This is a genomic window from Methanocella arvoryzae MRE50, assembly GCF_000063445.1.
Classification (GTDB): Archaea; Halobacteriota; Methanocellia; order Methanocellales; family Methanocellaceae; genus Methanocella_A; species Methanocella_A arvoryzae.
The window spans coordinates 3117506-3139262 of the sequence record NC_009464.1 but is presented as its reverse complement, the minus strand read 5'-3'; the positions used below and the strand labels follow the sequence as shown (position 1 = coordinate 3139262).

Here is a 21757-nt window from a genome sequence, read left to right as displayed (position 1 = left end):
CTGATTACGTGACTAGTACTTGCGGTAAATCCTTGACATACCGTAGATTGACAGTATCAAAGCAATCACTGGCAGCACTGCAAGTGTCGGGGTCGTAGCAGGAGTGGCCGTAGGAGTGACAGTAGGAGATACCCATGAAGCAGGTATATCGGTAGGCTCTGGCGACGGGCTTACAACTTCCGGCTTCGGCGTCGTAGTAGCGCCCGAAATGCTTTCGGCGGCCTGAACGGTGGCTATGTCCACATCTGTCGCTTTGTACCCGTAAAAGTACGCGTACTGGGTATTATTGACTGTATACAGGCCCAGTACCCCGGTGTCGTCGCAGATGAAGACTTTGCTGTCGTCACTGCTGAAGACTCCCCGGGTGGGAGACTCCCAGTCGCTGACGTTGACCAGCCGCCGGGAAGTAAAGTCCTCGAGGTTCACCTCATATACCCTGTTGTTCTCCCGGTCGGTGAAGTAAGCGGTTTTCTGGTCATTGCTGACTGTCAGGTAGGGGACGAAGAAGGATGATGAGATTCCCACCGGGCGAGGCGTGTAAGACCACCCCTCTACCCCTGTATAATAGTTATAATTCAAGATGTTGATTTCCCCGAGCTTATCCGTGCCCAGCAGCCGTGTGCCGCTAAGAGCGCTCAGATAGCCGATCTCGCAGTTGAGGTGATACGAGTATATAGCGTCATCATAGCTATCGTACACGAACAGCTCGCTGGAGCCGGGCGCTGCAAAGTAGGCCTTGTTTACGTCCATGTCCCTGGCTGTTGTCAGGGTTGTATACCTGTCTGTATCGATGGTTTTTTCAGATGTTTTACCGGTAGCCGTATCGAGGATGATGAAACGGGTAGCCGTGACGACGTAAACGTACCGGTCGTCCGGGCTGATGCCGATGTCGCCCGCACCATCGTCTGGCAGCGAGTACCGGGCAATGACAGTCTGGTTAGCTGTGCTGATTACGTAGAAGCCCGAGGTAAGACTTCCGGAACTGGCCACGTACACACGCTTGCCATCATTGCTCGCCACTACGACCGAGGGCTTTTCGATGGAAATCGTAGCTACTTTGGCAAACGAAGAGGCCGAGACATCATACACGTGCACCAAATCGTGATTATAGTCAGCCGCATAAAGTAAGTCGACATAGCCGGACCCTGTGTCAGCGGTCGCCAGTGACACACCTGCAAGAGCCAATATCAGGAGGACGGCCAGGAATATAATCGATAGTCTTGCCTTTACGCTCATTTTTACACCAGTCACAGTCTGCAATTATAGCCTGACCCACCTCGCGAGCGGCCATTAATATAGTCCGTTAGTTGCTCTTTGGTATTAAGAGTGACGATACAAGACCATATGGAGTACAAGCTCGTGTGAGGAAAATTTTTCCGCTGACTAATAATCCGGGCAACACAGGCCACAGAGTTTTTATGAAAACAACTGGATAGATTTGGTTATAGAATGATAGATCTGAAAAGTAGCTCGAGGCAAACTAATCATAGCCTTCTAAAATTAATCAGAGTAAATGCAGATTACCTGTTGCTCCCGGACTCTGGCCTGTGGAAGTTGCACGACGAACTTATGGCCGAGTACAGGCAGTCCAGAGCGGAAGGTAAGATACCGGCAGGCGACAGGCTGGATACCTCGCTGCTCGACGTCAAGATCGAGCTGGCAGAACGCCTGCTGAAGGCATGCTGTTTCTGCGAGCGCCGGTGCGGGTGCGACAGGTTCCGGAAAGCCGGAGCCTGCGGAGCCGATGCTGTATCCAGGATTTCATCCGAGTTCCTGCACAGGGGAGAAGAGCCCGAGCTGATACCCTCGCACACCATCTTTTTCGAGGGCTGCAACTTTACCTGTGCCTACTGCCAGAACTGGGCTATCGCCACCCGGGCCAGAAGTCCTCCTCTTGACGTTTTGCGGATGTGCAGGGTCATCGAAGCCCGCAGAGGACAGGGCAGCGCTAACGTCAATTTCGTCGGCGGAGATCCCATACCACACCTGCACACAGTCCTGAAGATCGTCAGGTGCATGCCAGAGGAGCTGCCGGTGATCTGGAACTCTAACATGTACATGACCCCTGAAGCCATGAAGCTGCTGGACGGCGTGGTGGATCTGTACCTGGCCGACTTCCGGTACGGCAACGATGAGCACGCATACCGGTATTCTGGCATCAGGGACTACTGGAAGGTCACTACCAGAAATTTCCTTGAGGCGAAGCGCCAGGCCCGGGTGCTGGTGAGGCAGCTGGTGCTGCCCGGGCACGTCGAGTGCTGCACGAAGCCGATAGTTGAGTGGTGCGCGGAGAATCTGGGCAAAGACGTGCGGTTCAACCTGATGTTTCAGTACCATCCAGAGCACAGGGCTGCTGTCCACCCGGAGATAAACCGGCCGCTGAACATGTCGGAAATTCGCCGGGCGACGGAAATAGTAAAGGCGGCGGGGCTGACCAACCTGGTATAGCGCTTGCTATTATTTGCGGTCTTCTATTTAAACAAGTAAGCCAGATAACTGTTTATGGCCACGCCACAAGAAAATGACGAAAATTATAATGCCTGTATCTGCAACGGGTGCCCCAGCTTTCCGGGCAACGATAAAAAGCTGTACTGTGCCAGAGGCAAGAGCGATAAGAAGATTGTAATGGAAGGCTGCATATGTCCTGCAGGCTGTCCGGTCTATGCCCAGCACAAGCTGAGGGACATGTATTACTGCATTAATGGAAAGGCAAAGTAAGCCCCGGCGACCGCAAATGCCGCTTATCCGGGCTTAATAATATATTTATGCGGTAATAAATTATTATACATGCAGCAGGCCGGAGCCACAGGCTCGACAGATCTTCGAAAGCTGACGGAGCAGGACATTAGTAAGCTCTTCAGCCCCAAAATACTGGAGCGGGGCATCGAATATTTCGAGGAGGGTCGCCTGCAGCGGCCTTTTGTATACAGAAGCAGTATTATGGCAGAGTGCCATGGCACCCAGCCTGAGAATTACCACACCAGTATCGACGTCAGAGACGATAATATCGTGGCGTCGTGTACCTGTCCATATGCTTTTGGGTACTGTAAGCACATTGCGGCAGTGCTGTACGCCTGGGTGAAGCGGCCTTCGGCCTTCGCGGACCTCGGGGAGAGCGAGGAGATTCTGAGCCGGCTGGACAAGAGCCAGATCGTCGAGATCGTCATGGACATGATCCGTTATGATCCCGACGTCATGTACGTGATCAACCTTCGCCTGACGTCTGCCGGAGAACTTACGGACTTCACCCGCCGGGAAGTCGCCGCCATCTTTTCCGAGGAGTACGTAGACTACCTCAACGTCCGGGAGATCGTGAAGAAGCTGGACATTTTCCGGGAATACGCCTCGGACCTCGCGAGGGAGAAGAAAACTGATACAGCCCTTGCATTGATAGAGCCGGTCATCGATGCGATCGTCGCTAACTATACCCGCCTGGACGATGCTGACGCACTGATGGCCAACTTTTTCGGGGCGGCCATGGACATGTATGGCAGCCTGCTCTCCGTGATTAAAGACGAGGGGAAGTTGCGGATTCACCTGACCAGAGCCCTGGACTGGTATATGGACGCAGAGTGGGGGCTGGAAAGCGACGTTCTGAAGTTTTTGGCTGATTACCCGGTGCGGCTGGGCCAGAACAAGTATATGATCGACGCAGTTGAGCTGAAGATCTCTGATTTTAAGCGCAGCTTCATATCCACCAGCCCGAAGTACTCGGAGGAGCACGAGTACATCGACGAGCGCATTGGAAGGCTGAACATCCTGAGGTCCGAGCTTCGCAGAAACGCTTTCCGCTGAGGGATCACCTGTGAGCGGGTGGCATGATCGTCCGTTAGACGAAGTGCTTACCAGCATGAACACTTCGCAGACAGGGCTGACTTCCCGGGAAGCTGCAGAGAGACTGCTGCGCTACGGTAAGAACGAGATATCAGTCGATTCCGGCCCCGGGCTGCCAGCCATTATAGCCGCCCAGTTCAGTAACTACATTGTCATTATCCCGGTGATCGCCAGCATCATAGCGCTGGCCGTCGGTAATTTCCACGATGCCGTCGTCATTGTCATTATCGTCCTCTTAAATACTACGATAGGAGTTTTTCAGGCGCTACAAGCCCGGCGATCGATCAATGCGCTGAAGCGGCTGTACAGGTCGGAAGCGCACGCAATGCGGGATGGTAAAGTCGGTGACGTGGACACCGCTGACCTCGTGCCCGGCGACGTGATCATGATCAAGGCAGGTGATCGGCTGCCGGCAGATGCCCGGATCATCGCATCCGACGGCCTGTCGGTCGATGAGTCGATGCTGACCGGGGAATCGGTGCCCCGCAGTAAACAGGAGATGGTCCTGCCGGAGAACACCCCGGTGACAGACCGGGCTAACATGCTCTACATGGGCACGAATGTGCTGGACGGGGAGTGTGCCGCTGTAGTGGTAGCCACCGGAGCGCAGACGGAGATAGGCAGGATCTCGGCGATGGCGGGAGGGGCGAAGAAGCCCAAAATGCCTCTCGAGAGAGCGCTGGACCGGCTGGGAAGAATATTCGGCATCAGTGTCGTCATTGTTTCTGCCTTTGTCTTCCTCACCGGAATCATCAGGGCACAGCCGCCTCTCGAAATGCTCCTCGCTGCAGTCAGCCTGGCAGTTGCGACAGTTCCCGAAGGCCTGGCAGCCACAATAACCATCGCTCTCGCCACGGGGGCACGCCGCATGGCCAACCATAAAGCTATCGTACGATCGCTGCCCATCGTGGAAGCGCTGGGCAGCACGGATGTCATCTGCACGGATAAAACGGGCACCCTGACGAAGAACGAGTCACGGGTGAGGACAGTATACACTTTCGACAGAGACCGTGAGGCGTATTCCATAGAGCATACGGATGACCCGGACCTTCGTATGATGTTTGAAGTGGCCGGCGTATGCAACGATGCTATAGAAGAAAAATGGAACCAGGTTACCCGCTATCATGGCAACCAGTTAGACATAGCCCTGTACGATTTCCTGAACCGGCTCGGCTTCGACAAGGCCGGCTACGATCGGGCATATCCCCGTCTTTCAGGCATACCCTTCCGGCCGTCGATCAAGATGATGATAGTCGTAGCCGGAAGCCATGAGGCCCCGAGGCTGTACGTGAAGGGAGCGCCGCTGGCGGTGCTGGAGAAGTGCACAAAAAAGCTCTCCTCGGGCAGGGAGAGCACCTTGAGAGAGGAAGACCGGGAGAGAGTGAGATATGCGAACGATCGCCTATCATCACGTGGCATGAGGGTGCTCGCCTTCGCTTACCGAGACCTGTCGCAGGAGGATATTAGCGATGTGTGGTCGCTGACTCACGATCTGACGTTCGCTGGCCTGACAGGATTCGAAGACCCGATCCGGGACAACGTCAGAGAAGCTATCCAGACGTGCAAGGATGCCGGCATAGACATCGTGATGATAACGGGCGATCAGGAGCTTACGGCAGTCGCAGTCGCTAAAGAGCTGGACCTTTTTCACCCGGGCGATGAGGTGATGACGGGTGCCGAGCTGGATCTGACTCCCGAGGATGTCCTGAAGGCGAAGGCGGACCGGGTAGCTGTCTACGCAAGAGTGGTGCCGGAACAGAAGATCCGGGTAGTAAGAGCACTGCAGTCGAATGGCAAGGTCGTGGCGGTAACCGGCGACGGCGTGAACGACTCCCCGGCGCTGAAACTGGCAGACGTGGGCATAGCGATGGGCGCCACAGGCACGGAAGTGGCCAAGGAAGCTTCCGACATCGTCCTGCAGGACGATAACTTTTCCACGATTGTAGAAGCGATCTATGGCGGACGGGTGATCTACGATAACATCCGCAAATTTGTCAAGTACCTGTTCACCAGCAACGTGGGCGAGGTAGCGACCATCATGTTCGGGCTGTTGCTGGGCCTGCCCCTTCCTCTGCTGGCCACCCAGATCCTCTGGCTCAACCTGATCACCGACGGACTGCCGGCACTCGCTCTGAGTGTAGACGCCCCGGAGCGCGACATCATGCGCAGACCCCCGAGAAGGACCGGAGAGCCAATTATCAACAGGATTACAATCTTCGACATGGCCTTGATCGGGCTGATCATGAGCATCTGCTCGCTAAGCGTGTTCTACACAGCCCTCGGCCAGGGTATCGAATACGCCCGCACCATGGCTTTCACAACGCTGGTCGCCCTGCATATCTGCAATGCGTTCAACTGCAGGTCAGAGACCAGATCGGTTATCAGAGGACTGTTCTCGAACAGGCATCTTCTGGCAGCGGTAGGAATATCCATCCTGCTGCTCCTGGCGATGATATACCTGCCACCCCTGCAGGCGATCTTCTACACAGTCCCCCTCTCGACAGGAGACTGGGCGGTCGTGCTCCTCATAGCGCCGATAGCAGTTGTAGTTTTAGAGATCAGGAAATGGGTTACGAGACACGTTAATCTCCGAGGCCGGTAGACCTGGAGGATACTTATCCAGTTATGGTATATTTCTTGTTATTACTACGAAATGATGGTAAAAACACAAATTTTTTATACTTTTATTGGTAATTTACCAACATTGAGTCATAGGAGTACTACACTACTCATGAACGATAGTCCAGAGATAGATGAGGTCGACTCCACCATACTCCGGCTTCTGCGGGAAAACGCCCGCATGAGCTACCTGGAGATGTCCCGGAAAACCGGCATCTCTGACGCTACTATCCAGCACAGGCTGAAGCGGATGAGGGAGCGGGGCGTAATCGACAGGTTTACTGTCCTCGCCAATCCCGCCGCGACCGGCTACACGGTCACAGCGATCATACTGGTGCAGACAGCCACCGAGATGCACGACGAGGCTAAGACGGCGCTGTCCGCGCTGCCGGAAGTGTCGGAGGTCTACAGCGTGCTGGGGGAGTACGACCTGTACATAAAGGTGTGGGCGAAAAGCCTCGAGGAGCTGAACCGGTTCATAAACGACCAGATCAGGGCCATCAGCGGCATCGAAGACCTGATGGAGATCGTCGTCGTCGAGCGGGTCAAGGAAGATGCGCCTCCGATTTAGGAGGTCCCACAACTACAGGAGCGGTTAAGATGAGCCTGTCGAAGAGCGTTTCCAGCATTATCAGCAGCCTGCCCGCCTCAGCGGCCTTCAGGGGCCCGGAAGGGCAGAGCATCGAGAACGTAGCGTATTTTAGCACGTTCCAGGGGCAGAAGGTGATAGATAGCGAAGGCCGGGTACTTGGCCGGATCAAGGACTTTGCCATCACCCCCGGCGAGTCGCTGCTGGAAGTATCGCGTATCGTCTATATGTCGAACATCCTGAGAGACAGTATAACGGTACCTATGGCTTCTGTGGCCTCCTTCGACGGCTCCTTCAGGCTCAAAATCCCCCGGGAAGAAATACCGCCGGGAAAGCTGTCGGAGCACGAGATGCTGATAGTGGAAACGATCCTCGACAAGCAGATCGTGGATATCGACGGGCTGAAAGTGGTGAGGGTAAACGACGTGCTCCTGACCAGAGTCAAGGATAAGCTCTGCGTGGTCGGGGTGGACGTCGGCTTCAAAGGCATCCTGCGCCGGCTTGGCTTAGGCTGGGTTTCCGGGAGGCTGCTGACAGGGATGCCGGACAACCTCATCGCCTGGTCGTACATCGATCCGCTCGACCCCGGGCTGCGGCGCATCCACCTGAAGATCCCACGGAAGAAGATCGGCGATCTGCACCCCGCAGACATTGCCGACATTATCGAAGAGCTGGACCGGAAAGAGCAGTTGCTCATCCTCGAGTCGCTGGGAGACGAGAAGGCAGCGGAGACGCTGGAAGAAGTCGAGCCCGACGTCCAGGCCAAGATCGTCAAGCACATGGACAGCGATGACGTGGCGGACATTCTGGAGAACATGAACCCAGACGACGCCGCGGATGTCATTCACATGATGCCCCGGGAAAAGGCCTGCGAAGTGCTCAAGCTGATGGATGAGGAAGAAGCCAGCGATGTCAAGGAACTGCTGCGGTACAGCCACCGATCTGCAGGTGGCCTGATGACCAACGAGTTCATCAGCATCCCGATCAAGAGCAGGGTGGCTGACGCTTTCGACAGGCTGCGGGAACTGGGCAGCGAAGTTGACATGATCTACTACGTCTACGTGCTAGACGACAAAGAGCGCCTGACCGGAGTCCTCTCTCTGAGAGATCTGCTGCTGTCGAAGCCCGAGCAGTGTGTCTCGGAAGTCATGAAGTCGGAGATCCTGCGAGTGCTGCCGGATACCACGGGAGATGAGGTCGCCAACCTGCTTTCCAAGTACGATCTGCTGGCCATCCCGGTCACGGATAATGAGGGTGTTATGCTGGGCGTCGTGACCTTCGATGACGCCCTCGAGGACGTGCTGCCCGAGGATCTGAGAAAGCAGCTGCCGCAGAACTACCGGATGATTCGCAAGGTGCACAGGGGCCATGGACCATGAGCGTGGAAAGGAAGACGGCCCTGTTCTCCGGGATCAACTTCAAGCAGATAGCGCTGTTTCTCGCGGTGATCGGGCCGGGCATCATCACCGCCAGCGTGGACAACGATGCGGGCGGGATCACCACGTATACGCTGGCGGGCGCCCACTTCGGCTACAGTCTGCTCTGGACGCTCATACCTATCGCCATAGTGCTGGTCATCGTACAGGAGATGTCGGCCCGTATGGGAGTAGTCACCGGTAAAGGGCTCTCCGACCTGATACGGGAGAACTTCGGCCTGAAACTGACGGTACTGCTGACACTGGTGCTGCTCGTGGCCAACCTGGGCAACACCATGGCCGAGTTTGCAGGTGTGGCAGCAAGCATGGAGGTCTTCCACGTCACCAAGTACATCTCAGTACCCATTGCTGCAGCGCTGGTCTGGATACTGGTGGTCAAGGGCACATATAGTATGGTAGAAAAGATCTTCCTCATAGCCAGCGCGTTCTACCTCACCTATGCCATTTCCGGCCTGCTGGCCAACCCGGACTGGGGGTACGTGGCTGCGAGCACGGTAGTGCCCACAGTAAGCTTCAACCCCGGGTATCTCGCTATGGTAATCGGTCTGGTAGGCGCTACGATCGCCCCCTGGATGCAGTTTTACATCCAGTCTTCCATAGTGGATAAAGGCATCAAGATATCGGAGTACAGGTACACGAAGCTGGACGTCATCATCGGCTGCCTGGTCACCGACATCGTCGCGTTCTTCATCATCGTCACCTGTGCAGCGACAATATACCCCAGCGGCATATCCGTCGAATCCGCTGCGGAAGCCGCGCTGGCCCTGGTACCGCTGGCCGGGCAGTACAGCAGCTGGCTGTTTGCCTTCGGCCTCTTCAACGCGTCGATCCTCGCCGCCTCCATCCTGCCTCTCGCCACAGCGTACACGATCTGCGAAGGCATGGGCTGGGACTCTGGCATCGATAAGAAGTTCAAGGATGCCCCGCAGTTCTACACATTGTATACGATGCTCATCGTCATCGGGGCGGCGATCATTCTCATACCGGGCATCCCCCTCATCGAGATCATGGTGATGTCCCAGGTGCTCAACGGCATCCTGCTCCCCGTGATCCTGGTGTTCATGCTGCTCCTGATCAACAATAAGAAGCTGATGGGCAGCTACACCAATGGCAAAATCTACAACTATATTTCCTGGGGACTTACTATAGCCATGACCCTGCTGACGCTGGCCATGATTGCGACGAGCATTTTCCCGGGCCTGTTCATGTAGAATAAGAAAAGAAAGAAGGCCTGGCCAGAATACTGTCTGCCGGGCCGATCATGCGCTCCGGGGCTGGTTATCCAAGCCTTACCGGGCTTGAGGCAGCAGTTTCCGGCTCTACCGTGACCGCAGTTCCGAAGGCCAGGACTTCAGACATGTTCTGGCCGATATCGGATGAGTCGAAGCCGACGCTGACGACTGCGTTTGCGCCCATCTCCCGGGCGTGCTGTTTCATGCGGTCCAGCGCGTACTGCCTGGACTGGTTAAGCAGTTCGGTGTATTCGTGGATCTCCCCGCCGAAAATCGTTCTGAGACTTGCGATAATGTTGCCGCCGATGCCTCTGCTTCTGACAATCAGTCCCCAGGTGAAGCCATAAGTTTTCGTGATCTTATAGCCGGGCACGTAGGGAGTGCTGACGATTATGATATCCTCTACCATAGTAAATCGTATAGGGATTACACTCTAACACTATAAAACTACTCAATAGCTATTAAGACAGCATCGTTCATGAGTTGCAATAACCGGTGTCAACGAATATCAGGCTCGCGGCTAAAACGTTGATCATGGGTTACAGGTCTATCAGGACTCAGGCCATCATCATAATGATCGTTATAATGGTAGTACCAATCATCCTGGTAGGCACCATCAGCACGATTTATTACAGGGACATAATACGGCAAAATATCTGGGAAGATACCCTGGATCAGGCGAAGACCGTAGCTTCGTTTTCCGGCCACTTCGTGGACTCTGCTTTGCTCTTCATCGAAAGCCATGCTTCCAGGTCGTCGATTTCCGAAGCTGTCGAGACCGGTGACAGAGCCTTCTTGACTGACGAAGTCCGGCAAGTCCAGGACGCAGGCATATTCTATAACGTTTACGTGACCGACGCCTCAGGCACTGTGATCATATCGTACCCCTACGACGTCGCCGGGAGAGACGACTCGGATAAGCCGTGGGTAAGCTCGGTCCTGGCGAATAAAAGCGGATACGTCAGCGATGCAGTTGTCAGTCCGATCGGAGGGCAGCCCACGGTTTTTGTAAGCGCCCCGATCATGCGAAATGAGACCAGTATCGGAGTGATGGTCGGATCGCTTGACCTTTATTATTACTCCAACTATATCCTCAACCCCAACATCACGGGCAGCCGGTACATTTACCTGGTAAACCGGACAGGCAACGTGATGATCCACACCAACCGGTCGTATATGGACGTCATGCAGAACATGTCCGGCTATGCAGGAGTTCCGCAGGTTTTAATGAATAAAGAGGGGAGCGTCGAGCAGTTCAGCTACGAGGAAAACATCCACAAGCTTGCCTCGTATTCACCGATTCCCAGATATGGATGGGGAGTGATCGTGTCGTTGCCCTCGGACATAGCCTACGAGCCGATTAACCAGGCTACCAGGTGGTTTGCGGTCTTCACCTCGATCATGGTACTCATCGTGATTGCCATAGCCTGGGTGAGTAGCGCCAACATCGTTAATCCCTTGCTGCACATGACTCGTGCCACCCGCAATATGCCGTATGGCGACTACCGGAAGGACCTGCCCCTGGACAGGCAGGATGAGGTAGGCGATCTGGCACGGTCCTTCGACCAGATGGCAGGCGATATCCGGGAAAGCCAGCAAAAGATTGTATCTGCCAGAGACCAGGCGGAGGAAGAAAAGAACAGGGCAGAGCTGTACGTCGACATTCTCGGGCACGACATCAATAACCTCAACCAGACAGCGCTGACCAGTCTCGAGCTGGTTGAGCTAAATAATAGACTCTCCCCGGATGATCAAACCCTGATCAGGAGAGCGATCGCCTCGATCAAAGGGAGCGCAGGTATCATAGAAAACGTGAGGAAGATCCAGGAATTCACATCGGGAGAACTGCATCTGGATAACGTAGACATCGACGACATGATCAGGCGATCCATCGCGGAATCTCCCCGGCCGCAGGGCAAGACCGTGATCATCAACTATCGCCCGAAGCCGGGGATGATCACCAGAGGTACTCCGCTGCTGAAGGAAGTCTTCAGTAATATCATTGGCAACTCGATCAAGTACTCGGGGACAGAAGTCACGATTGACATCGATGTCCGGGAGATTATGGATGACGGGAAAATAAGCTATGAAGTAGCTATAGCAGATAACGGCCAGGGTATTCCTGACGAATTGAAGCCCAGGCTCTTCCGCAGGCTGGAACGGGGCACCAAAACAGGGCACGGCAAAGGCCTGGGCCTCTACATCGTAAAAATGCTCGTCGAGCGGTTCGGCGGAAAAGTCGAGATCACGAACCGGGTACCGGGAGACCACACGAAGGGAACAAAGATCTTAATATGGATGCCGGCAGCGGAAAAGGCGGCGGCTGGCCGGTCAGACGGGAGTCCGCCTGGCCCGCGCCAGCAGCCTTAGAGCAGGTTCGCTTCGATGTACTCGACCGCGTTCCGCCACACCTTGATACCGTCGCCTTCTTCTTTCAGCGCTATGCCTTTACGGGAAGCCTGTTCCCGGAGACGGGTATACTGCGGGTGATTAGTAATGTGATTGAACGCTTCGGGGTGAGGCATCAGGCCGAAGACCCTGCCGGTCTCGTCACAGATTCCCGCGATGGCGTCGACCGAGCCGTTCGGGTTATCGGGGAACTGCTGGGTGGGCTGATAAGCAGAGTCGGCATACTGTAGAGCCACGTGGCCGTTCTTCCACAGGCGGGCCAGCACCTCCTGGCTGCCGGGGATGAACTTGCCCTCGCCGTGCCTCACGGGCATGTCGATGCGGCTGATACCACGAGTAAAGACGCACTGCGACTCGGTGTTCACCTTCAGGCGGACCCACTGGTCTCTGAAGCCTTTGTCGTTGTAGAAGACTGTTGCGGTCTGCCCGGTGTAATTCTTATCGAAAGCGGGCAGCAGGCCCATCTTCACCAGGATCTGGAAGCCGTTGCAGATGCCGATGATCAGCTTGCCGTCGTCGATGAACTTTTGAATGTGATCGATCATCGGCCCTGTCGGGGTCTTCGCGTACAGTACTTTGTTCGCGAACGCTTTTCCGCTGCCGAGGTCATCGCCATAGGAGAAGCCTCCCGGGAAGTTGAGCAGGTGGTAGTCGTCTACCTTCACCAGCCCGTCGATGACGTCGTTGATGTGGACGATCTTAGCGTCTGCTCCTGCAAGGGTGTTAGCGTATGCCGTCTCTACCTCGCTGTTGATACCGTAGCCAGTGAGAACCAGCGATTTTACCTTTCCTGCCATTGTTACCACCTCAGCGGGTACTGCCACGACTCTTTGAGTGCTCCGATCACGGTGTCGATCACCCTTGTGCCGTTCAGGCCGTTCACCAGGAACCTGTCGTCTTCCCTTACACTGCCGATGAGGGCACAGGGCACGCCTTCCATGGCCTGCTCGAACGCCTTCGCTTTGTCCGGGGCGACCGTGACCACGAACCTGCTCGCCGACTCGGAGAAGAGCACCTGGGCATCCCGGAAGAGCCGCTCTGCCGGCACCCGGTTCAGGTCGATCTCCATGCCGAAGCCGCCGGAGAAGGCTGTTTCTGCCAGAGCGACTGCCAGGCCGCCATCGGAGCAGTCGTGGCATGATGCTACAAGGCCGGCATCGATAGCTCCCGACATGGCGTCGTAAATCTTCTTCGCCATTGCAGCATCCACTTTAGGCACGTTGTTCCCTGTATGCCCGAGCAAATTGTAGAACCGTGACCCGCCGAGCTCGTCCTTCGTCATGCCCACGGCGTAGACCAGATCTCCCGCCATCTTGGCGTCCATCGTGACGCACTTTCTCACGTCAGGCACGACTCCCACTGCAGAGAAGAGCACTGTCGGCGGGATAGATATCTTGTATTCTTTCCCGTCTTCGCCTTTCAACTTGTAGTCGTTCTTCATGGAGTCCTTACCCGAGATACATGGAGTGCCAAATGCCGTAGTGTAGTCGTACAGCGCCTGATTTGCCCTCACAAGCTGAGCCAGCTTATACTTGCCATCCGGCGTCTTCTCCGGGTCGTAGATCGGATCGCACCAGCAGAAGTTATCCAGCAGGGCGATCTGTCTGAGGCTGCCGCCGACGGCGATGATGTTCCTGATCGCCTCGTCGATGGCGCAGGCAGTCATGTGATAGGTATCGATGTCGCCGTAGTACGGGTTGATGCCGTTGGACACGGCGATGCCGGCCATGCGGTCTAAGAGGGGACGGATGACGCCGGCGTCTCCCGGGCCATCGTTATCCTTGCCGGTGAGCGGCTTGATGACTGAGCCTCCCTGCACTTCGTGGTCGTACTGTCGGATGACCCATTCCTTGCTGGCGATGTTCAGATCGGACATCAGGTCCTGAAGGTACATGGTCAGGCCCTCTGTCGGCAACTCCGGCTCGGTGCGCTGGACAGGCTTCCACTCTGCCTGCAGCCTCATTTCGGGCAGGCCGTCATGCAGGAAATCCATGTCGATAGACGCGACAGTCCTGCCATCGTAGAACACATGGAACTTGCCAGTGTCAGTGTACTTGCCGACCACGGTAGCCTCGACACCCCTGCGCTTCGCCAGGGACATGAAAGCGTCGAGCTTCTCGGGTGGCACTGCGAGCGTCATGCGCTCCTGGGCTTCGGAGAGCAGAATCTCCCATGGGTCTAAGCCGTGGTATTTGAGCGGCGCCTTCTCCAGGTAGATCTCGCACCCGCCGGAGAACTGGGCTGTCTCTCCGACCGAGGAGGACAGCCCGCCTGCGCCGTTGTCGGTGATGCAGGTGTACAGGCCCTGATCCCGGGCTTCGAGCAGCATGTCCAGCATCTTCTTCTGGGTGATGGGATCGCCGATCTGGACTGCGGTCGCCGGGGAGCCTTCGTGTAGCTCTTCGGAAGAGAAGGTGGCGCCGTGGATGCCATCCTTACCTATCCGCCCGCCGGCCATGACGATAAAAGTGCCGGGCTTGACGTACTTGTCTTCAGACGGCTCGCCGTTGATGGTGGCCGGCATAAGGCCGAGGGAACCGCAGTATACCAGCGGCTTGCCGCCATACCGGTCGTCGAACAGGATGGCGCCGTTAATGGTGGGGACGCCGCACTTGTTGCCCCCGTCCTTGATGCCTCTGACCACACCTTCCATAATCCTCCTGGGATGGAAAATCCTGGGCGGGAGGCGGCCTTTGTAGTAGGGAGAGGCGAAGCACAGCACGTCGGTGTGAGCGATGAGTTTGGCGCCCTTGCCGGTGCCTGCCGAGTCCCTGTCGCAGCCCACGATGCCGGTGATAGCACCGCCGTAAGGGTCCAGCGCAGAGGGGCTGTTATGGGTCTCTACCTTGAAAGCGACATTATAGTCGTCCGTGAATTTGATGATGCCCGCATTATCTTTAAATACTGATACGAGCCAGCCCTTTTCTTTTGAGATCTCTTCGGTGGACTTACGGATGCAGGACTTGAAAAGGCTCTTGATCTCCGTATGCTTGCCGTTCTCCACGTAGTCGATGGTCGCGTTGAAGATCTTGTGCTTGCAGTGCTCGCTCCAGGTCTGGGCCAGCGTCTCGAGCTCGACGTCGGTCGGCCTCGGGCCCAGCCCGAGGTTCCTGCGCTCGGCGAGTACTTCCGGCTGCTTGAAGTAGTCCCGGATCGCTTTCATCTCTTCCAGAGTCAGGGCGAGCGTCCCTTTCCGGCTGATAGCTATGAGCTCATCGTCGGAGACATCGAGATCGATCTCCGCCACGCGAGGCTGGTGAGTGTCCTTGACAAGAGGGACCCTCGCGGGAATGCCTTTCTGCGCATCCCAGGAGCGCCCGTCGATCACGTCGAAGCGCTCGATCAGCTCGTTACCCAGCAGTTGCCTGCAGATAGTCTCCACCTGGGCGCGGGTGAGGTTGCCGTTGATCAGGTACTGTGTGGAAGTGTGAACCGATTCGTCTGCGCCGAGCTTCCGGCCGAGCCGGTCTTCGATGGCTTCCCTGCCGGTCTTGCCCTCGTTATCCGTGACACCGGGCAGATAGCCGACCTCGACCAGCCAGTCGAAGTCGCTCGCCAGCGGGCGATCGACAGAGTATCGCTGGGCCACTGCATCGGAGAACGGGCCTGAGGCAACCGCTTCTTTCTCCGCATCAGTCAGGTTTGCATTGATGGTGAAGACCTTGATGGTGCGAATATCATCCACGGCGATGTCTAAGTTACTCTTGATGGCGTTTTTCACGCTTTCCCCCGCAGCATCCCGGTAACCGGGCCCAAGGGCGATCTCAATCCTGAACGGCATATCCCTGTACCTCTTGCCACCCCTCTCCAGGGCGGGTATTATTTCGTATCACGGCGCTTAAGATATTTAAAATCTAGCTGCATTGCAACTCAGGGTGCGTGATAGAATAAATAGCTTGTTTATAATAGATTAAAAGCCCGACATCGTGGCTCAATTAACCCTGGTCTCCAACCACAGCTCTGAGCCTGACTTTAGCCTCGTGCAGGTCGGGCTGGTGTTTGAGGGCTTCGCCGTAGGCCTGGAAGGCTTCGTAGAGGAGGCCCTGTCGCTCGTGGAGCAGGCCAAGTAAAAAGTGGGCTTCGGCGAAGTCGTCCCGGGCCCATGCCGCTTTTTTAAGCCCGGACTCGGCCGCATCCAGGACCCCTTTTCGGATCAGGGCCAGGCTGCCGGCAAAATGGGCCCGGGCCTCGGAAGGTCCGGCTGCATCGGCGATGTAGCCGAAGCAGGCGATGGCATCGTCATACCCGCCCTCGACGTACAGGCTGACACCACGTTTAAAGAGCGCATCTTCTTCAGGGCTGCACTCAGCTACTATGGCGAAGTAACGGTCTGCGACTGCAGAGAGGCGGGCGTGATCCTGACGGATTTTCTCTAGCCGGGAAGCTGCAGCCCGGTTTTCCGGGCTCATGCGTAGTATGGCAGAATATTCCCTTATAGCCTCGGCGATCAGGCCTTTACGGTCCAGACACCCGGCGAGGCGAAGGCGGAAGTCTATGTTCTCCGGGTCCTGGCCAGTGATGAACCGGTACTCCTCGATAGCGTCTCCGATCAGGCCTTCCCGCTCCAGCAGCCTCGCCAGAGTGGCCCGCACATCCACCCGCCCGGGATCGGATTCGAGCGCCGCCCGGTACTCCCCGATGGCTTCGAGGTTCCGGCCCAGCCGTTCCATACACTGGGCGGAGGAGATGCGAGGCTCGGTGAGATTAGGGCTGGTCTTGAGAATGTAGCGGTACTCCTGTAACGCCTCTGCGATAAGCCCTTTCTTTTCCAGGCAGCAGGCGAGCATGTACCGGGCGGAAACGTACTGGGGATTGACGATGAGGGTGATCATGAACTGCCTGATGGCATCGTTGACCCTGCCGCTCCTGAAAAGCAGGTTGCCGAACTCGAAGTGGGCTGTAGCATTATTGCCGTCTGTCTTCAGGCCTTCCCGGTAATGCAGAATTGCCTCGTCGGCGAGGTTTTTCCGGTCCAGGCATTCGGCCAGGGTAAACTGGGCTCTGGCATTCCGGCCGTCAAGCCTGACGGCCTGCCTGAGCTCGACTATGGCTTCGTCTACTTTGCCGTCGTGATAAAGCTTAAGGCCCTTCTCGAAATGAGCCATCGCGGCCTCCTGCCTGCCCTGCCTGTCAACTGCCAGAATTCCCATAGCTAAAATAGTAATTACAATCTTATAAGTAATAATTTTTTTGTTTGAATCGGAATATAATGGCGAGGCAGTATAGACTCTGCAATCCCATGCTACGATTCTATCCGTAGCTTAAAAAAGTAATATATACGTACAGGTATTTTAACAACATGCCGGCACGAAAGGCAGAAGTTGCCAGGGTTCCGCCGGCAGAAGGTACACCGGATGACGCAAAAAGGGATCTATTCTGCAGGAGTCCTGCTGATCGTGGTTGCCATGCTATCAGTATCTGGCTGCGCTTCGGCGGCTGCAAGCGAAGACGCGAAAGATGCCATCAACAAGACACTCGTAGGGCATAACCTGACCTACTACAGCATCGCAGGAAAGCCCATGAACTACACGATCACATCTGAAGACATCGTGAGCATCGAACCGGTGACATACAAGGACGCTAACGCCTGGAAAGTGCGTGTGGGAAAATCGCTGCCATGGGACCTGACCATGAGTTCCGATGGCACAGAGATTCTCTATGTAGATCAACTTTTCAGGACATAAGTCTACGGATGACAGACGGGTGTGACGGGCACCTGATAATACCCGGACTCTTTTATTATGTAACTATTTCCTTGCATGCTGGCCATCACATTATCCAGGTCATGCGTTTATTCATGGCGGACGGTCGATAAATACTGAAGATTAAGCGGGTAAGGTTTTTATTATTAATTATATATAACTAAGTTTAATAGTGTGGGGGGATGTTATGATTAAGGTTAAGCTTTTAGTGATATTTGTAGCGCTGACTATGATCTCCGTTCTGCCCGCCGGTGCGTGGGTAGGACCGGAGTATATTGCCGGGTCCCTGCCACTGGCGGCAATCACCCCGTATGGTACGGTGGGATCGGGGATCTTTGAGACGGACAGCTGGACGTATGGCACAGGAGCGTCTCAGGTCTCGGACAGTTTCGCCAGTAACGTGATCAGTCCGTTCGGCGGATCGTTCTTCAGCCCCTTCGGCCCGTGTGGCTTTGGAGCAGGACTGGGATGCGGAGGTCTGGCGCAGTCGGGGCTGGGCGGTAACCTGGGAGCCCAGGAGTCTGCCACAGCCACAGGCACACACACGACTGCCTTCGGTATCGGGCCTACGCCCGGACTGGTCTTTGGCATTCCTGTCGCAGGGCCCGCTGGTTTAGTATACTGCTAAAAGCTGCAAGAGATATAGAAGAACAATTGCCGGGCTTGCTGGCCCGGCACCATGCTATTTTTCTATAAATCAGTTTTAAATTCGCGTTTTAAGCAATTATAAAGCGATAATTACGAAAAAATATTATGTTTCAAAATAGTAAACGCAAATTTTTTAACCATTGGGGGGACAACATAACTTAACGGGTTAATTGCCAGACAGACGGAGAAATTGGTGTTGAAGCTTAAGATAGATTTTAAAAGCATATCTATCAGGTTACTGCTATTGGTTTTAGTCATTACAATCGTCCCGATTGCTTTTTTAACATATAATAACGACAAAGTTCTCACATCAGACAAAGACGACCAGCTGAAGGATAAGATCCACGACGTATCGGCGCTGGTCGAACAGGTGTACAATTCCAAGATGGCCGCCGATCAGATGGAGGCTATCAAGCTAAGCCAGGACCCCCGTATGCTGCCCGCCATAATAGAGGGCAACAATAGCAGAGTCAAACAAATAGTCGATGAATATTCCAGGAAAGGCCAGACAAATTACATAATAACCGTAGTTGATGAGCAGGGCATCGTTATCGCCAGATCCGCGAATAATCAGTCTGGCGACAGAACTACTAACCGGCTCATCTATGATGCGCTGAAAGGCAGAGGGACGTCGATCACGGACGTGCTGGACAGCCAGGTGATCGAGTCAAACAATCTCTCCGCTCAGGTCAATGCCACCCAGATGAGCGACGGCCTCGCCATTATCAACACTGAGCCGATCAAGAACGCGGACGGAGAGATCATCGGCGCTGTCAGCATCTCTGAAGTCCTGAACAATAATAACGAAATAGTGGACTATATCACAGAGGAAACCAACGCGTACTGCTCGATCTTCCAGAATGACACCAGGATTGCCACTACGCTGATGGACAGCAACAACAACAAGATCATCGGCACCAGAGTGCTCCCCGAAATCTCACACGAGGTCCTGTACAATGGAAAGACCGTCGAGGGCATATACCCTATCAACAACCTGACTTTGTACACTCACTACGAGCCGCTGCGGAACGCAGATAACGTAACCGTAGGCATGCTCTTCGTAGGCTACAACGTGGAGCCCGGGCTGCAAAGGCTGTACCACATGCAGGAACAGGCGATTATCACGGCCCTGGCAGCCTCCATCATTTTCATTTCCATCGGCTACATCATGGTCCGGACTATCACCCGGCCCATCAAGCGCATTGTGACGATCGCCAACAGCATTGCCGCAGGCAACCTCGAGACGCCGGTAGAGACAGGCGCCAGCGGAGGCGAGATCGGCGAGCTCTCGGTCGCCATCAAGCAGATGGTCAGCTACATGGTGACCAACATCAAAGAGCGCATCAACTATAATGAATCGATCCTGAAGGGCATATCTGACCCGATGCTGGTCGTCGATAACGAGGACAGGATCACCTTCTTCAACGAGCCTGCATCCAGTCTCACCGGTTTCACCCAGCAGGAGGCGATCGGGCAAAGCCTGTTCAACGTGCTCTACTCTGACAGAGAAATTCACCTGAGGGATATCATCCGGAAGAAAGACGTCGTCCGGGGGTTCGAGATGATCCTGAGACAGAGGACTGGCGGCAAGGCGATTGTCCGGGGCAGCAGTTCTCCGATCAAAGATGCCAACGGGAACGATATAGGCACTATTATACTACTCCATGACATAACGAAAGAGCGCGAAGCAGATGAAAAGATCAAGGCGTCTCTTAGGGAGAAAGAAGTCCTCCTGAAGGAGATCCACCACCGGGTCAAGAACAACCTGCAGATCATCTCCAGCCTCCTCAACCTCCAGTCCGGCTATATTAAAGATAAACAGTCGCTGGGCATGTTCAAGGAGAGCCAGAACCGCGTCCGGTCCATGGCTTTAATCCACGAAAAGCTGTACCAGTCCAAGGATATCGCCAGGATAGATTTCGCCGAGTACATCAAGAACCTGACCGGCAACCTCATACGATCATATGGCACCGGCGCCCCGGTAAGGCTGAAGATCAATGCGGACTCAGTCTCGCTGGGCATAGATACCGCCATCCCCTGCGGCCTCATTATCAATGAGATAGTCACGAACGCGCTGAAATACGCATTCCCGGACAACCGTGTCGGCGAGATCAGAATCGAGCTTACACAGGTGGAGATCGACGATAACGACAACGGCCACTACCGGCTTGTGATTGCAGATAATGGAGTCGGCCTGCCAGAGGGCTTCGATATCCGTAAGACCACCAGCCTCGGTTTGCAAATTGTGACTACACTGACGGACCAGATCAAAGGCCACATAGAAGTCAAAAATGGCAATGGCACAGAATTTATCATCACGTTCCAGGATGCAAAGAGCAAAGGAAGGCAGGGGCAATAAAAAGTGCTCTTCTCCAGGTTTCCGTGGCAGTATACTGGATAAGAGCTAAAAAAGAATTTTGGTATTATTATTGTATGACAGTGAACCGGTAAAACATGTCGTACTCGGAGAGTGTGTCCTTGATCCAGCGGACGTCCGAGGGGGGCGTGGCCTTGCTCACTTTCACCACGACCTCAGGGAGTTCTCCATCCTTATCGCTGCCCTCTTTTAGCTGGAAAGACTCAACCAGTGAGGACAGGCGTAGGCTGTCGTTGGGATTTCCGAGCAGGTTATAGATCTCTTCTGCGAAATCGCTCATGGTAACACCAATACACTTCATGCAATATAAAATGTGCTGCCTAAAAACGGCAGCCATAAATCATTAAGAGGTCCTCAGGATACCATAGACTTTCGTCTTCACCAGGTATTCCCCGTGCTGCTGATTGACTGGCTTGTAGTAATAGGGGCGTATTAGGGAGCCGCTCTCCGGCGCCGGCAGGGCGATGATCAGCCTGCCTTCAGCAGGTCCCGAGCCGTCGCCGATAGTCTTCGAGGGATACCGGAAGACAGTGTTTGGCTCCAGATCCTGTATAGGCTGCGTGGCGTTCTTCCTGTACTCGATCCCGAACCAGGAATCGTCTGTCTGCACAGGCTTATCAGAGTCTACTTTTACGTCAAAGACGTAGATAAGCTCGCCGGGATTAGGTGTCAAGCCTTCGTACTGCTTCGGGTAGGTCTTCATGATATAGGTAAAATTAATGTTCGCTTCGTCGCTTCCCGGAACCGGGGTGGGGGACGCAACCTGCGCTGAAGACGTTGCTGGCAGAGTCGGATGGTAAGACGGAGAGGGAGATGGGCTCGCAGGCTGAGTACAGCCGGAAGTCAGCAGGATGAGGGTTAAAGATACCATGAGCACCATGGCTCTGATCAAGTGGCCATTCATCATATCA

The 21757-nt window shown here is 55.0% G+C and carries 18 protein-coding genes; 11 read left to right on the top strand and 7 right to left on the bottom strand.

Translation table 11 applies throughout. From position 1 onward, the window contains the following. Positions 1–12: 12 nt before the first annotated feature. Positions 13–1236, bottom strand: coding sequence for a YncE family protein (locus RCI_RS15375; RefSeq protein ID WP_048198794.1), 1224 nt, complete (start codon positions 1234–1236; stop codon positions 13–15). Positions 1237–1527: 291 nt separating this feature from the next. Between RCI_RS15375 and RCI_RS15370 the strand changes: the two genes are divergently transcribed. From RCI_RS15370 to RCI_RS15340, 7 genes are all read left to right on the top strand, one after another. Continuing rightward, positions 1528–2448 (top strand): radical SAM protein, encoded by a 921-nt coding sequence (locus RCI_RS15370; protein ID WP_231844872.1) that lies wholly within the window; start codon positions 1528–1530, stop codon positions 2446–2448. Positions 2449–2502: 54 nt separating this feature from the next. After that, positions 2503–2718: a DUF2769 domain-containing protein gene (locus RCI_RS15365; RefSeq protein WP_012037361.1), complete on the top strand. Its 216-nt coding sequence runs from the start codon at positions 2503–2505 to the stop codon at positions 2716–2718. Positions 2719–2787: 69 nt separating this feature from the next. Further along, positions 2788–3795, top strand: coding sequence for an SWIM zinc finger family protein (locus RCI_RS15360; RefSeq protein ID WP_012037360.1), 1008 nt, complete (start codon positions 2788–2790; stop codon positions 3793–3795). A 10-nt stretch (positions 3796–3805) separates the two neighbouring features. Next, positions 3806–6436 (top strand): cation-translocating P-type ATPase, encoded by a 2631-nt coding sequence (locus tag RCI_RS15355; protein ID WP_012037359.1) that lies wholly within the window; start codon positions 3806–3808, stop codon positions 6434–6436. Positions 6437–6538: 102 nt separating this feature from the next. Then, the gene (locus RCI_RS15350) at positions 6539–7024 is read left to right on the top strand and encodes an Lrp/AsnC family transcriptional regulator (protein ID WP_231844871.1); all 486 of its coding nucleotides are present in this window, start codon (positions 6539–6541) and stop codon (positions 7022–7024) included. Positions 7025–7053: 29 nt separating this feature from the next. Then, positions 7054–8421, top strand: coding sequence for a magnesium transporter (locus tag RCI_RS15345; protein WP_012037357.1), 1368 nt, complete (start codon positions 7054–7056; stop codon positions 8419–8421). Then, on the top strand, positions 8418–9689 hold the full coding sequence (locus RCI_RS15340; RefSeq protein ID WP_012037356.1) for an Nramp family divalent metal transporter: 1272 nt from the start codon (positions 8418–8420) through the stop codon (positions 9687–9689). Before RCI_RS15345 ends, RCI_RS15340 begins: the two co-directional genes overlap by 4 nt. Positions 9690–9756: 67 nt before the next feature. On the opposite strand, the gene RCI_RS15335 is transcribed toward RCI_RS15340, so the two are convergent. Further along, positions 9757–10119 carry a heavy metal-binding domain-containing protein gene (locus RCI_RS15335; RefSeq protein WP_012037355.1) on the bottom strand — a complete coding sequence of 121 codons (363 nt, stop codon included), beginning with the start codon at positions 10117–10119 and terminating at the stop codon, positions 9757–9759. Between the two features lie 86 nt (positions 10120–10205). On the opposite strand from RCI_RS15335, the gene RCI_RS16030 reads away from it, so the two are divergent. Next, positions 10206–12080, top strand: coding sequence for a sensor histidine kinase (locus RCI_RS16030; RefSeq protein WP_148266668.1), 1875 nt, complete (start codon positions 10206–10208; stop codon positions 12078–12080). Here the strand turns inward: RCI_RS16030 and RCI_RS15325 are convergent. The 3 genes from RCI_RS15325 to RCI_RS15315 form a co-directional block, all read right to left on the bottom strand. Next, a complete protein-coding gene (locus RCI_RS15325) occupies positions 12077–12916 on the bottom strand; it encodes a phosphoribosylformylglycinamidine synthase subunit PurQ (protein WP_012037353.1) in 840 nt (279 codons plus the stop codon). The two genes, RCI_RS16030 and RCI_RS15325, sit on opposite strands and share 4 nt — an antisense overlap. 2 nt (positions 12917–12918) lie before the next feature. Next, a complete protein-coding gene (purL, locus tag RCI_RS15320) occupies positions 12919–15900 on the bottom strand; it encodes a phosphoribosylformylglycinamidine synthase subunit PurL (RefSeq protein WP_012037352.1) in 2982 nt (993 codons plus the stop codon). 154 nt (positions 15901–16054) lie between these two features. Next, entirely contained in the window at positions 16055–17269 is a 1215-nt protein-coding gene (locus RCI_RS15315) for a tetratricopeptide repeat protein (RefSeq protein WP_012037351.1), read from the bottom strand. Positions 17270–17473: 204 nt separating this feature from the next. On the opposite strand from RCI_RS15315, the gene RCI_RS15310 reads away from it, so the two are divergent. The 3 genes from RCI_RS15310 (at position 17474) to RCI_RS16025 (ending at position 20828) form a co-directional block, all read left to right on the top strand. Next, a complete protein-coding gene (locus RCI_RS15310; protein WP_048198790.1) occupies positions 17474–17803 on the top strand; it encodes a hypothetical protein in 330 nt (109 codons plus the stop codon). A gap of 205 nt (positions 17804–18008) precedes the next feature. Beyond that, positions 18009–18449, top strand: coding sequence for a hypothetical protein (locus RCI_RS15305; RefSeq protein WP_148266667.1), 441 nt, complete (start codon positions 18009–18011; stop codon positions 18447–18449). A gap of 264 nt (positions 18450–18713) precedes the next feature. Then, positions 18714–20828 (top strand): histidine kinase dimerization/phosphoacceptor domain -containing protein, encoded by a 2115-nt coding sequence (locus RCI_RS16025; protein WP_148266666.1) that lies wholly within the window; start codon positions 18714–18716, stop codon positions 20826–20828. 67 nt (positions 20829–20895) lie between these two features. Here the strand turns inward: RCI_RS16025 and RCI_RS15295 are convergent, their stop codons facing one another. Then, positions 20896–21126 carry a hypothetical protein gene (locus RCI_RS15295; protein ID WP_148266665.1) on the bottom strand — a complete coding sequence of 77 codons (231 nt, stop codon included), beginning with the start codon at positions 21124–21126 and terminating at the stop codon, positions 20896–20898. 63 nt (positions 21127–21189) lie between these two features. Continuing rightward, entirely contained in the window at positions 21190–21753 is a 564-nt protein-coding gene (locus tag RCI_RS15290; RefSeq protein ID WP_012037346.1) for a hypothetical protein, read from the bottom strand. Positions 21754–21757: the final 4 nt, after the last annotated feature.